Raw genomic sequence first — 12,761 nt, 5'->3', positions numbered from 1 at the left:
GAGTCCAGGTGCTCGTACTGCACGCCGGAGAGCGCACCGCCACCCCGCTAGGGTGGAGCGCGATGACTGAGCCCACTACCGACGAGGTGGCCGCACAGGCCGAGGCCGATGCCGCCGTCGACGTCGCCTCCGAGACCACCGAGCAGCGACGCGCGCGCTTCGAGCGCGAGGCGATGCCGCTGCTCGACCAGTTGTACTCGGCGGCCCTGCGCACCACGCGCAACCCCACCGACGCCGAGGACCTCGTCCAGGAGACCTACGCCAAGGCCTTCGCGGCCTTCCACCAGTACCGGCCGGGGACCAACCTCAAGGCGTGGATGTACCGCATCCTCACCAACACCTACATCAACACCTACCGCAAGAAGCAGCGCGAGCCGAAGCAGTCCGACGCCCCCGAGGTCGAGGACTACCAGCTGCACAAGGCGGAGCAGCACACCAGCCGTGGCCTGCGCTCGGCGGAGGTCGAGGCGCTGGACCGCATGCCCGACACGCAGGTCAAGCGCGCCCTGCAGGAGCTGCCCGACGACTTCCGGATGGCGGTCTACCTCGCCGACGTCGAGGGCTTCGCCTACAAGGAGATCGCCGAGATCATGGGCACGCCCATCGGCACCGTCATGTCGCGCCTGCACCGTGGCCGTCGCCAGCTCCGCGAAAAGCTCACCGACTACGCCGCCGAGCGCGGCGTCGCCGCGGCGAAGGAGAGCCAGGCATGAGCCACGACGCCGAGCACATGGACTGCTCCCAGGCGCTCTACCGCATGATGGAGTACGTCGACGGCGAGATGACCGCCGACGACACCCGGCTCCTCGCTGAGCACCTCACCTCCTGCGCCCCGTGCCTCGCCGAGCACGACCTCGACAAGGTCCTGCGTGACGTCGTCCACCGCTCCTGCGCCCAGGAGCAGGCGCCGCCGCAGCTGCGCGCGACGATCATGCAGCGCATCACGACGATCTGCGACAACGGGTCGTGGACAGAGGTGACACAGGTCCGGCACATCTCGACCGAGGGCTGAGCGGGGGTCTCGAGGCTCGCAAGCTCGCACCTCGACCACCGGGGGGCCACAAGCTCGCACCTCGACCACCGAAGGCGCACAGCGGGGACAAAGCCGGTCTCATTACAGTGAGCGCATGCGCGTCCTCGTCACCGGCGGAGCCGGCTACATCGGCTCCCACACCGTCGTCCAACTCGTCGCCGCGGGCCACCAGCCCGTCGTCGTCGACAGCTTCGTCAACTCCCGCCCGAGCGTCATCGCGCGCCTCGAGGAGCTGACCGGCGAGCAGATCGAGACCCACTCCTTCGACCTGCGCGACGCCGACAAGACGTCGGCGCTCTTCGCCGAAGGCGGCTTCGACGCCGTGATCCACTTCGCCGGGCTCAAGGCCGTCGGCGAGTCCTCGCAGATCCCGCTGGAGTACTACGACAACAACCTCGGCACGACCTTTTCGCTCATGCGGGCGATGGAGCACCACGGGGTGCGTCGACTCGTCTTCTCCTCGTCAGCAACCGTCTACGGCGAGACAGAGACCGTCCCCATGCCCGAGGACCTCCCGACCAGCGCCACCAACCCCTATGGCTGGACCAAGGTCATGCAGGAGCAGATCCTGCGGGACGTTGCGGCGACCGGCGCTGCGCAAGTAGCCCTGCTGCGCTACTTCAACCCCGTCGGCGCGCACCCCTCCGGCCGCATCGGCGAGGACCCGCAGGGCGTGCCCAACAACCTCATGCCCTTCATCGCGCAGGTCGCGGTCGGGCGAAGGGAGCGGCTCCAGGTCTTCGGCGACGACTACCCCACGCCGGACGGGACCCCCCTTCGTGACTACATCCACGTCGAGGACCTTGCGGCCGGCCACGTCGCCGCCCTGCAGTACCTCGACGCGCACCCGGACGTCGCCGTGCGCGAGTGGAACCTCGGGACCGGGCACGGTACATCGGTGCTCGAGATGATCGCGGCCTTCGAGGCGGGCAGCGGACGCGAGGTGCCCTACGACGTCGTCAGTCGACGCCCGGGCGATCTGGCGGCCGTCTACGCCGACCCGAGCCGCGCCGAGACCGAGCTGGGCTGGCGGGCCGAGCGCACCATCGAGCAGATGTGCGCCGACACCTGGCGGTGGCAGTCGGGCAACCCGCAGGGCTACCCGGGCTGAGGCCGCTGGACTGATCCGCTGGCAGCGTGTCGGACTGCAGTTCACCCGGACGAAGGGGGAAGACCCCCGGTATTCCGGGGCAGGAGTCGAGGGCCGCGCTCGAACTGCAGCGCGACACGCCACGACGGGTCAGCTTGGGCAGGTCGTGTCCGCCCGGACACGGCAAAGGGCGGCTACTCGAGGGAGTAGCCGCCCTTTGTTGGCCTTCGCCCGGTGGTCTCGAGGCTCGTACCTCGCACCTCGACCAACGTTGGCGCGAGCCTGGTCTCGAGGCTCGTACCTCGCACCTCGACCAACGTTGGCGCGGGCCTGGTCTCGAGGCTCCTCGCTGCGCTCGTCGCACCTCGACCAACGTGGGGGTCGGGTCAGGCCGGGCGGAAGCGGGTGGCGCGGGCGCGCGCCTTGAGGCCCTTCATCCCCTTCGTCGCCAGGATCTGGACCGTCTGGCGCAGCGAGGTGTCGTTGGGCAGGGAGAGGCGGATGATCTCGCTCCACGCCGAGCCGACCTGGCGGTGCAGCGGGCCCGTGACGTAGTCGAGGCCGTAGCGGTCGAAGAGCGCCTGGATGCGCGGCGCGATCTCCTGGTAGCGGCGGCTCGGCATGTCCGGGAAGAGGTGGTGCTCGATCTGGTAGCTGAGGTTGCCGGTCGCGATGTGCATGGCCTTGGACCCCGAGATGTTGGCGGAGCCGAGCATCTGGCGCAGGTACCACTCGCCGCGGGTCTCCCCGTCGATCGAGGTCTTGGTGAAGGTCTTGACCCCCGCCGGGAAGTGGCCGCACATGATGACCGAGTGCGTCCAGTAGTTGCGCACGATGTTGGAGACGAAGTTCGCGGCGAGCGTGGAGAAGAAGTTCGGGCCGGACAGCAGCGGGAAGAGCAGGTAGTCCTTCGCGGCCTGCTTCTTGATCTTGTTGACCACCTGCTTGGCCTCGGCCTGCCACTGCGGGTTGTCCTTGCGCGTCTTCCAGTTGGCGCCGAGCTCGAGGTCGTAGGCGGCGATCCCGTACTCGAAGAAGGTCGCGTTGACGAAGTTGAGCAGCGGCTGCGCGAGGTAGGCCGGGTACCACTTCTGGGCGTCGTCGACCCGCATGATCCCGTAGCCGAGGTCGTTGTCGTGGCCGACGACGTTGGTGTAGGTGTGGTGGACCTTGTTGTGGCTGTTCTTCCAGTGGTCGGCGGGGGTGACGTTGTCCCACTCCCAGACCGAGGAGTGGATCTTGGGGTCGCGCATCCAGTCCCACTGGCCGTGGATGATGTTGTGCCCGATCTCCATGTTGTCGAGGATCTTGGCGACGCTCAGCCCGGCGGTTCCGGCGACCCAGGCGATGGGGTTGCCGCTGAAGAGCAGCACCGCGCGCGAGCCCATCTCGAGGTAGCGCTGGGTGGTGATCATCCGGCGGATGTAGCGGGCGTCGGTCTCGCCGAGGTCGTCCATGACCGAGGCGCGGATCTCGTCGAGCTCGCGCCCGATTTCCTCGATGTCCTCGGGGGTGAGGTGGGCGATGGGGTCGTCCGTCGCGTTGACGCGGGTGTGGACGACCTCGGACCGTCCGCCGGTGATGCGGGCGTCGGTGGTGCGGGGGGTGCGCTCGAGGGTGGCAGTCATGTCAGCTCTCCGTCGTCTCGATCGTGCAGGAGCCGGCGACCGCGGAGATGCAGGTCTGCACCTTGACCGCGGGGTCGTCGGGCGTGGTCGTGGTCAGCTCGCCGGTGCGCAGGTCGCGCACGGAGCCGTCGGTCATGGGCAGGACGCAGCCGAAGCAGATGCCCATGCGGCAGCCGCTCGGCATGAGGACGCCGGCGTCCTCGGCGGCGTCGAGGATGGTGGTGCCGCCGTCGAGGTCGAGCGTGGTCGTCTCCGGACCGACGCGAAGGGAGGCGGTCCCCCCTTCGCCCGCCTCGACGATGCTCGGCCGGAAGCGCTCCACGTGGAGCAGCTCGGTGTGGCCGTGCGTGGCGTAGTGCTCCTCGAAGGCGTCGAGCATCGGGGTGGGCCCGCAGATCCACGTCTCGCGCTCGCGCCAGTCGGGGACGACGCTGTCGAGCTCGTCGGGGGTGAGCATGCCCTCGTCGTCGGTGTGCCGCACGATGGCGCGCACACCGGTCGGGGCGTCGGCGAGCTCGCGGGCGAAGATCACATCGTCGGCCGTAGGCGCGGAGTGCGCGTGGACGACGTCGAGACCGTCGAAGTCGTGGTTGCGCAGCATGCCCATGACCGGCGTGATGCCGGAGCCGCCGGTGAGGAAGAGGACCTTGGCCGGGACCGACTGCGGCAGGACGAAGTCACCGCTCGCCTGGTCGATCTGGATGATCGTGCCCGGCGTCGCGCGGTGGACGAGGTGCTGGGAGACGAGGCCGTCGGGCATCGCCTTGACGGTGATCGAGATCAGGCCGTCGCGGGCGCTCGTGTCGGAGGTCAGGGAGTAGGCGCGCCAGTGGCGCACGCCGTCGACGTCGACGCCGACGCGGATGTACTGGCCCGGGGCGTGGCCCTGCCAGTCGCGGCCGGGGCGGATGGTGATCGTCGCGGCGTCGCGGGTCTCGGGCGTGATCGCCACGATCCGGCCGCGCAGGTCGGCCCCGGAGCGAAGGGGGGCGAAGAGGTCGAGGTAGTCCTCCGGGATCACCGGGGTGGCCAGGCCGCGGGCGATGCGGGCGGCGGTGTCGCGGAGCGAGCGTGCACTGCCCACGGTGCGGGGACGAGACGCAGTTGCTGTCATGACTCCATCCTCTCGGCTCAACCCCTGCCCTTCGCTGTCCTTGGCGGGTAGGGTTTGGGGCAGGGTTTTGTTCGCTCGGGACAAGGGGGTCTCGAGGCTCGGCCGCGGGCGGCCTCGCACCTCGACCAACGGGGTGGGCGGCCTCGCACCTCGACCGACGAGGGCCGGTGACGAAGGGAGCAGCAGTGGCAGCAGCAGGGTCCGGGCGCACGGCCCGGCAGGCGGCCGGGCTGGTGCTCGACGAGGCGACGGTCGACGCCCTTCGCGCACAGCTGCCGAGGGTTGCCTCGGTCGTCGTCGCCGAGGTCATGCAGCAGGTCCCGGCCTACGACGTGCCCTTCCAGGGACGGATGGGCAAGATCATCGAGCGGGCGGTGCAGGTCTCGCTCGCCAGCTTCGTCACGCTCGCCGCCGGCGCCGCGCCGCAGGGCGCCCCCGTCGGGGTGGGTGTCGCCGCCGCGCGCGAGCTGGGGCAGGCCGAGGCCCAGCGGGGCCGCCCCGTCGAGGCGCTGCTGTCCGCCTATCGCGTCGGCGCGAGCGCCGCGTGGCGCGAGCTGTCGGTCGAGGCCATCGCGGCCGGGGTCGACGCCGCGACCCTGGGGCGCTTCGCCGAGCTGGTCTTCACCTACATCGACGAGCTGTCGGCCGCATCGGTCGCCGGGCACAACCAGCAGACGAGCAGCGCCGAGCGCGAGCGCCTCGTCCAGCTCGACCGCCTGACCCGGGGACTGCTCACGGGGCTGGCGGAGTCGGCCCTCGACGAAGCGGTCGCCGCGGCCGGCTGGGTGCCGCCACGCACCCTGACGGCGGTGCTCGTCGAGCGCGATCGGGTGCTCACCACCGCCGGCGTGCTCGACCCGCGCACGCTGACCCTCGCCGAGGACCTGCCCGGCGTCGACGACCACGCCGTGCTGCTCGTCCCCGACAGCGGCGGGCGCTCGCGGGCGCGACTGCTCGAGGTCCTCGCGGGGCACGACGCGGTCGTCGGACCTGCCCGACCCTGGGGCGAGGTCTCCGGGTCCTACGCCCGCGCCCTCTCGGCCGTGGCGCTCGGGCGCTCAGGTGTCCTCGACACCGACGCCGTCCTGCCGGAGCTCGTCCTCCACGCCGACCCGACCGCCCTGTCCGACCTGCGCGACGTGACGTTGGCTCCCTTCGCCGACCTGCCGGAGGAGACCGCCGAGCGGCTCAAGGACACGCTGCGCGCCTGGCTGCTCCTGCAGGGGCGGCGCGAGCTCGTCGCCGAGACGCTGCACGTGCACCCGCAGACCGTGCGCTACCGGATGAACCAGGTCCGCGACCTCTACGGCGAGCGCCTCGCCGACCCCGACGAGGTGTTCGCGCTGGTGCTCGCGCTGGGGCGGTGACTCCTTCGAGACGCTGCGGCCGCGGGCGGCCCCGCTCCTCAGGGGCAGGCAGGCTCAGGGCCGGGAAGAGTGCGGATGGCCGGGAAGACAGAGGATGGCCGGGCAATAGCTCGGCCATGTCCGGATTTCCCGGCCATGCTGGTGCTTCCCGGCCATTCGACCGGGCCGAGCCCGCTGATTCATCGCACGAGTCAGGGCCGTAGCCGCCGTCTTCGGGCCTCGATCCTCGACCCGCGAGTTCAGGTCCAGTGCGCGAGCACGGCGTCGGCGACCGCGCCGCCGCCGGTGAAGGAGTGGGTGCCGGGGGCCTCGTCGACGCGCACGTCGGCAGCCTTGTCCCCCAAGGCTGCTCGCACGTCATCCGGCGTCCCGAAGGGGTCCTTCGCCCCCTGCACCACCTGCACGGGCAGCCCCGCCTCGACCGGCAGGAGCAGCTCGTGGATGCGGGACTTGTCCGGCCCCTTACCGGGCGGCACGAGCGGGAAGCTCAAGGCGAGCACACCCTCGGCCCCGAGCTCCGCCGCCAGCCGGCACGCGACCCGCGCGCCGGCACTGCGGCCGCCGAAGACGACCCGCTCCGCCAGCAAGTCCCGCACACCCGCGACGATCTCGCGCCACGCGGCGTCGAGCTTGGGCGGCATGGGCGCGACCTTCTTGCCCGCGACCCGCCACGGCATCTCGACGAGCGCCACCTGCCAGCCGGCCTCGGGCAGGCGGGTCGCGATGGCCGCGAGGTCCTTGGCACCGATCCCGCCGCCGGCACCGTGGGTGAGCATCAGCGTGCCGAAGGGGGTGCCCGTCGCCTCGTGCAGGTGGACGCGGGCGGGGCCCTGGGCGGTGGGGGTTTCGAGCTCAACCATCAGGGTTGATCACCTCGCCGGTCTCGGGGTCGACGACGCCGACGAGCTGGTCGCGGGAGAGCGGCTCGAGCAGGCCGGGGCCGTTGTTGCGCGTGGCGCCGACAGCCGGCGAGATCGGGTGGGCCGCGAAGCGCCCTGGCTGCGCGAAGGCGAGCAGCTCCCCCACCTCGCCCGTGTCCGTGAGCGTCGGGTCGAGCCAGCGGCCCCAGTCCTCGCGCTCGAGCACGAGCGGCTGCCGGTCGTGGATGCGGTCCATGCCCGGGTCCGCGGCGGTGGTGATGATCGTGAAGGTCGTGAGCCACGCGTCGGGGTCGTCGCCGGCCGCGACCGCCGGGTCGCGCCAGAACTCGTAGAGCCCCGCGAAGGCGACCGGCGCGTCGTCGCCGCGGTGGATGAAGAAGGGCTGCTTGCGCGGCTTGCCCTTGGCGTCCTTGGCCACCGGCGAGACCTGCCACTCGTACCAGCCCGCGGCCGGGACGATGCACCGGCGGCTGGCCGCCGCCTTGGCGAAGGCCGGCTTGTCGAGGAGGGTCTCGGCGCGGGCATTGGTCATCCGCAGGCCGACCTTGGTCTCCTTCGCCCACGACGGCACGAGACCCCAGGTGAGCAGTCGCAGCTGACGCACCCCCACCCCCGGTTCCTGAGGTGCGAGGGCCTCCGGGCCCGAGACTCGAAGGGCCCCCTTCGGCACGCGGGTGAGGACGACCGGAGCCTGCTTGGTCGGCGCCATGTTGTAGTCGGGCGTCCCCGCCGGTGGGTCCTGGGGCGACTTGAGGATCGAGCGCGAGGGCTCACCGACGCGGTCCGCGTCGATCTCGAACTCCTCGATCAGGTCGTCGGGGTTGGCCGTGGCCGCATATCGTCCGCACACCCCTCCGAGACTAGGCCCACGGCCGATCCCGACTACGGTAGGAGGCGTACCCGCCGGGAGACTCCCGGTGACCACACGACGACAAGGAGCCATCACCCATGATCGTTCGTCGCATCGCCCGTCCCATGCTCGCCGGAATCTTCGTCTGGGGCGGCATCAACGCCCTGCGCTACCCCACCGCCCATGCCCCTGCGGCCGAGCCTGTCACCAAGCCCCTGGCGGCCAAGACCCAGCTGCCCGACGACACCGAGCTGCTCGTGCGCGCCAACGGCGCCGCGATGGTCGCCGGCGGCGCGCTCCTCGCCACCGGCAAGGCTCCCCGCCTGGCCTCCGCGCTGCTCCTCGGGACGATGGTCCCGACGACCGCGACCCACAACTTCTGGGCTGAGTCCGACCCGCAGGCCAAGGCGGACAAGCTCACCCAGTTCATCAAGGACGTCAGCCTCATGGGCGGGCTGATCCTCGCCGCGGTCGACACCGAGGGCAAGCCCGGCGTCGCCTACCGCGCCAAGCTCGCCGGCGAAGGCATCGAGCGCACCGCCCGCCAGGCCCGCAAGTCCGCGGCCCGCGAGGCCAAGCTCGCCGCCCTCCAGGCGAAGCAGGCGGTGTCCTGACCGGCGATGACCAGTCCTGATTGGCATGCCCCGGCAGCGTCCGGTCGCCTCGACGCGACCGTGACGCTGCCGGGGAGCAAGTCCCTCACCAACCGCTACCTCGTCCTCGCGGCTCTCGCCTCCGACATCTCCCGCCTGCGACGCCCCCTTCGCTCCCGGGACACCGAGCTCATGGCCCAGGCGCTGCGCCAGCTCGGCGCGAGCATCGACGACGCCACGTCCACGGCCTCCGGCTCCCCCGACTGGATCATCCACCCCGCGACCCTGCGCGGCGGCCGCCCCGTCGACTGCGGCCTCGCCGGCACGGTCATGCGCTTCCTGCCCCCGGTCGCGGCGCTGGCCAGCGGTCCGGTGACCTTCGACGGTGACGAGCACGCGCGGGTGCGGCCCATGGCCGCGATCATCGACGCGCTGCGGGACCTCGGCGTCACCGTCAAGGACGAAGGGAGAGGCACCCTCCCCTTCGTCGTGGAGGGAACGGGCTCCGTGCGGGGTGGGCGGGTCGTGATCGACGCCTCCGCGTCCTCCCAGTTCGTCTCCGCGCTGCTGCTCGCCGGGTCGCTCTTCGACGAGGGCGTGACGGTCGTCCACGACGGCAAGCCGCTGCCCTCGCTGCCCCACGTCGAGATGACCGTCGAGACGTTGCGTGACGCCGGCGCCGCGGTCGACGACTCCGAGGCCAACACGTGGCGGGTCGAGCCGGGCGAGCTGCTGCCGCTCGACGTGACCGTTGAGCCCGACCTGTCCAATGCCGCGCCCTTCCTCGCCGCCGCGCTCGTCGCCGGGGGCCGGGTGTCGGTCCCGGACTGGCCCGGCCACACGACCCAAGCCGGCGACATGATCCGCGACGTCCTCGACCGGATGGGCGCCGAGGTCAGCCTCGACTCCCGCACGCTCACCGTCGCCGGCGACGGTCACCCCAGCGGCATCGACGTCGACCTGCACGACGCCGCCGAGCTGACGCCGGTCGTCGCCGCCGTCGCGGCGTGCGCCGACGGGCCGTCGATCATCCGCGGGGTCGCCCACATCCGCGGGCACGAGACCGACCGGATCAGCGCGCTCTCGCGGGAGCTGGGCGGCATGGGCGTCGAGGTCACCGAGTTCGACGACGGCCTGCGGATCGACCCGGCACCCTTGCGCCCCAGCACCTTCCACACCTATGCCGACCACCGCATGGTCATGGCCGGAGCGGTCCTCGCCCTGCGTGCCCCCGGCACGGTCATCGAGGACCCCGCGACCGTCGGCAAGACGCTGCCGCGCTTCGTCGACCTGTGGCAGGGCATGCTCGAGGCGTCGGAGGGCTGATGGGCCGGTCCGCGCGCAGCTGGGACGAGTCCGACGTCCGCGTGCGCCCCAACCGCCGCGGCTCCCGGCCACGGACCAAGGACCGCCCCAAGCACGAGGACGCGATCGTCGGCCGGGTGACGGCCGTCGACCGGGGTCGGTGGACGACGCTCGTGCCCGCCGGGGAGGGCCTGCCCGAGCGCGTGGTCATCGCCATGCGGGCGCGCGAGCTCGGCCGCTCCCCCGTCGTCGTCGGCGACCGGGTCGCGATGGTCGGTGACACCTCGGGTGCGCCCGACACCCTCGCCCGGATCGTGCGCATCGAGGAGCGGGCCACCGTGCTGCGGCGCACCGCCGACGACACCGACCCCGTCGAGCGGGTCATCGTCGCCAACGCCGACCAGCTCGTCGTCGTGGCCGCCCTCGCCGACCCCGAGCCGCGCCCGCGCCTCATCGACCGCTGCCTCGTCGCGGCATACGACGCCGGCATGGACCCGCTGCTCGTGCTCACCAAGTCCGACCTCGCCTCCGCCGAGGACTTCCTCGCGCAGTACGCCCCCCTCGACGTCCCGCACGTCGTCACCTCGGTACTCACCGAGGGCAGCGAAGGGCTGGCCGAGCTGCGCCGTCGCCTCGCCGGCCGCGTCTCGGTGCTCGTCGGGCACTCGGGCGTCGGCAAGTCGACCCTGGTCAACGCGCTGTGCCCCGACGCCGACCGGGCCACCGGGCACGTCAACGACGTCACCGGCCGGGGCCGGCACACCTCGACCAGTGCCCTCGGCCTGCGGCTGCCGCCTCTCCCCCCTTCGCACGACCGTGAGGACGTGCGGGCCCAGGAGGCCGAACCGGTGGACCCGGACGCCGCGGGCTGGATCATCGACACCCCGGGCATCCGCTCCTTCGGGCTGGCGCACGTCGATCCGGACCGGATCATCGGGCACTTCCCCGAGCTGGCCGAGGGCGCCGACGAGGGCTGCCCGCGCGGCTGCACCCACGACGAACCGGACTGCGCCCTCGACGCCTGGGTCGCCGCGGGGCACGCCGGGCCGGGCGGGGAGCAGCGGCTGGACTCCCTTCGTCGTCTGCTGCGGGCGCGGTCCGGCGAGTCGGACGAGCGCTGACCCGGTCCCCCGCCGGGGCCGCCGGTGCGGGTACGTTGACCGGATGGCCGACAGCTCCCCCTACGCCGATGACCTGCGCCTGGCCCACGTGCTGGCCGACCAGGTCGAGCGGATCACCATGGCCCGCTTCCAGGCGGCCGACCTCGTCGTCGAGTCCAAGCCCGACCTGACGCCTGTCAGCGACGCCGACCGCTCCTGCGAGGAGGCGATCCGCGCGCAGCTGGCTCGTTCTCGCGGGCGGGACGCCGTGCTGGGTGAGGAGTTCGGCAGCGTCGGCAACTCGCAGCGCCGCTGGATCATCGACCCGATCGACGGCACGAAGAACTACGTCCGCGGCGTCCCCGTCTGGGCCACCCTCATCGGGCTCGTCGACGGCGAGGACTGCGTCGTCGGGCTCGTCGCGGCCCCCGCCCTCGGCCGTCGCTGGTGGGCGGCGAAGGGCGCCGGCGCCTGGACCGGCCGCTCCCTCGCCCAGGCCAAGCAGATCCACGTCTCGCGGGTCTCGCAGGTGGCCGACGCATCGCTGTCCTACAGCTCGCTCGACGGCTGGCGTGGGCTCGGCCGGGCCCGCAACTTCCTCAACCTCACGTCCGACCTGTGGCGCACGCGGGCCTACGGGGACTTCTGGTCCTACATGCTCGTCGCCGAGGGCGCGGTCGACCTCGCCGCCGAGCCCGAGCTGGAGCTCTACGACATGGCCGCGCTCGTGGCCATCGTCGAGGAGGCCGGTGGGCGCTTCACCTCGCTCGACGGGGCCCCCGGCCCCTGGGGCGGCAATGCCCTCGCCTCCAACGGCCTGCTCCACGACGAGGTCCTGCGCCGGCTGGCGCCTGACGCCTGACCCGGCCGGGCCGCCCGGGCGCGATCCGTCCGCTGGCTGTGCGTTGAAGTGGTAGTCCAGCCAGCCGGCGAGCCTCACCAGAGCCTCCCGGCACACAGAACGACTGGTTCAACACACAACCATGCTCAGAGGGCCCAGCGGTCCGGCGGATCCAGGTGTCGACCGGACCGGATCACCTCTAGCAGGGTGGCCGACGTCCTCGCCCAGCCGGCGAAGGTCATCTCGTGCGTCAGCCGGGTCGTGAAGTAGCCCAGCTCGAGGGCTCGCAGATCACGCGCCCGGTCCTTGGCGTAGGTGTCCTTGCCCGTGTGGTGCTGACGGCTGTCGCACTCGATGATCCACCGTCGGCCCGCGAGATTGTCCACGAAGCCGACTCCCGGAATCTTCACCTGCGGGGTGACCCTGACGTTGTGGAGCAGCAGGAAGAGCCTGACCTTGCTCTCCGTCCCCGACTGGGCCTTGCCGGATGCCCGCTCGAGGACCCGTCGCACGGCGCGTGGCGCAGTCGCGGCGAGCTCGGCCACGGTGTCCTGGTCCACCAACTCGTTGTGCAGGGCACTGTCGGCCAAGATGCCGACCTCGAGCGGGTCGAGGCATCTGATGGCGTGCTCGAGCAGCAGCCGAGGCGAGGCGATCGGACTCGACTCCGGCCACGAAGGATGCCACCCGTGGCCGACCCACCCCGCCCTCGGGCTCCCGCGCCTCGTGTAGACGTGCAGCCCGGGTACGGGCGGCACCCACAGCCCGTGCTCCCGGGCCGCCGTGACACAGGTCGGGCGCAGGCCCAGCGCCAGTGCTGCGCGCACCCCTTCGTCCGTGTCGGGTGTGACGTAGTAGCGGCCTGCGCGGACCAGCTCGCCGCGGCCCAGGACGCGCGGGATCTCGCGTGCAGTGACCCGGTCGTGGATCTGGCGGCTCGTATAGATCATCCCGCCAGC

At 71.9% G+C, this 12,761-nt stretch carries 13 protein-coding genes; 8 read left to right on the top strand and 5 right to left on the bottom strand.

Annotated features, from left to right (window positions below; genetic code table 11):
- Window positions 1-62 precede the first annotated feature (62 nt).
- The 3 genes from B9B60_RS00110 to galE all read left to right on the top strand — a co-directional run bounded on the left by B9B60_RS00110 (window position 63) and on the right by galE (window position 2,144).
- Window positions 63-713, top strand: coding sequence for a sigma-70 family RNA polymerase sigma factor (locus B9B60_RS00110; protein WP_084449312.1), 651 nt, complete (start codon window positions 63-65; stop codon window positions 711-713).
- On the top strand, window positions 710-1,012 hold the full coding sequence (gene rsrA / locus B9B60_RS00105) for a mycothiol system anti-sigma-R factor (RefSeq protein WP_084449311.1): 303 nt from the start codon (window positions 710-712) through the stop codon (window positions 1,010-1,012). Before B9B60_RS00110 ends, rsrA begins: the two co-directional genes overlap by 4 nt.
- Before the next feature lie 115 nt (window positions 1,013-1,127).
- Window positions 1,128-2,144 carry a UDP-glucose 4-epimerase GalE gene (gene galE, locus B9B60_RS00100; protein ID WP_084449310.1) on the top strand — a complete coding sequence of 339 codons (1,017 nt, stop codon included), beginning with the start codon at window positions 1,128-1,130 and terminating at the stop codon, window positions 2,142-2,144.
- A 365-nt stretch (window positions 2,145-2,509) separates the two neighbouring features.
- Here galE and B9B60_RS00095 read toward each other — a convergent pair whose 3' ends face one another.
- Both B9B60_RS00095 and B9B60_RS00090 read right to left on the bottom strand, forming a co-directional pair.
- A complete protein-coding gene (locus B9B60_RS00095; protein ID WP_143445362.1) occupies window positions 2,510-3,751 on the bottom strand; it encodes a fatty acid desaturase family protein in 1,242 nt (413 codons plus the stop codon).
- Window position 3,752: 1 nt separating this feature from the next.
- On the bottom strand, window positions 3,753-4,865 hold the full coding sequence (locus B9B60_RS00090; RefSeq protein ID WP_084449309.1) for a ferredoxin reductase: 1,113 nt from the start codon (window positions 4,863-4,865) through the stop codon (window positions 3,753-3,755).
- A 185-nt stretch (window positions 4,866-5,050) separates the two neighbouring features.
- Here B9B60_RS00090 and B9B60_RS00085 point away from each other — a divergent pair, with 185 nt between their 5' ends.
- Window positions 5,051-6,232 (top strand): PucR family transcriptional regulator, encoded by a 1,182-nt coding sequence (locus tag B9B60_RS00085; protein WP_143445361.1) that lies wholly within the window; start codon window positions 5,051-5,053, stop codon window positions 6,230-6,232.
- 239 nt (window positions 6,233-6,471) lie between these two features.
- Here the strand turns inward: B9B60_RS00085 and B9B60_RS00080 are convergent, their stop codons facing one another.
- Window positions 6,472-7,092: an alpha/beta hydrolase family protein gene (locus B9B60_RS00080; protein ID WP_084449308.1), complete on the bottom strand. Its 621-nt coding sequence runs from the start codon at window positions 7,090-7,092 to the stop codon at window positions 6,472-6,474.
- The gene (locus tag B9B60_RS00075; protein ID WP_084449307.1) at window positions 7,085-7,963 is read right to left on the bottom strand and encodes an SOS response-associated peptidase; all 879 of its coding nucleotides are present in this window, start codon (window positions 7,961-7,963) and stop codon (window positions 7,085-7,087) included. The genes B9B60_RS00080 and B9B60_RS00075 overlap by 8 nt, the downstream gene beginning before the upstream one ends.
- 98 nt (window positions 7,964-8,061) lie before the next feature.
- Between B9B60_RS00075 and B9B60_RS00070 the strand changes: the two genes are divergently transcribed.
- The 4 genes from B9B60_RS00070 to hisN are packed head-to-tail and all read left to right on the top strand — an operon-like array spanning window position 8,062 to window position 11,823.
- Window positions 8,062-8,577 carry a DoxX family protein gene (locus tag B9B60_RS00070; RefSeq protein ID WP_084449306.1) on the top strand — a complete coding sequence of 172 codons (516 nt, stop codon included), beginning with the start codon at window positions 8,062-8,064 and terminating at the stop codon, window positions 8,575-8,577.
- Between the two features lie 6 nt (window positions 8,578-8,583).
- The gene (aroA, locus tag B9B60_RS00065; protein ID WP_084449305.1) at window positions 8,584-9,882 is read left to right on the top strand and encodes a 3-phosphoshikimate 1-carboxyvinyltransferase; all 1,299 of its coding nucleotides are present in this window, start codon (window positions 8,584-8,586) and stop codon (window positions 9,880-9,882) included.
- Window positions 9,882-10,982 (top strand): ribosome small subunit-dependent GTPase A, encoded by a 1,101-nt coding sequence (gene rsgA / locus B9B60_RS00060; protein ID WP_143445360.1) that lies wholly within the window; start codon window positions 9,882-9,884, stop codon window positions 10,980-10,982. Before aroA ends, rsgA begins: the two co-directional genes overlap by 1 nt.
- Before the next feature lie 43 nt (window positions 10,983-11,025).
- Complete coding sequence (gene hisN / locus B9B60_RS00055; RefSeq protein WP_084449303.1) at window positions 11,026-11,823, top strand: histidinol-phosphatase; 798 nt, start codon at window positions 11,026-11,028, stop codon at window positions 11,821-11,823.
- Window positions 11,824-11,948: 125 nt separating this feature from the next.
- Here the strand turns inward: hisN and B9B60_RS00050 are convergent, their stop codons facing one another.
- The gene (locus B9B60_RS00050; protein ID WP_084449302.1) at window positions 11,949-12,752 is read right to left on the bottom strand and encodes a hypothetical protein; all 804 of its coding nucleotides are present in this window, start codon (window positions 12,750-12,752) and stop codon (window positions 11,949-11,951) included.
- Window positions 12,753-12,761: the final 9 nt, after the last annotated feature.

It is taken from the genome of Janibacter indicus (assembly GCF_900176385.1).
GTDB lineage: Bacteria > Actinomycetota > Actinomycetes > Actinomycetales > Dermatophilaceae > Janibacter > Janibacter indicus.
The sequence above is the reverse complement of the archived record's forward strand: the minus strand, read 5'-3'. Positions and strand labels throughout refer to the sequence as shown.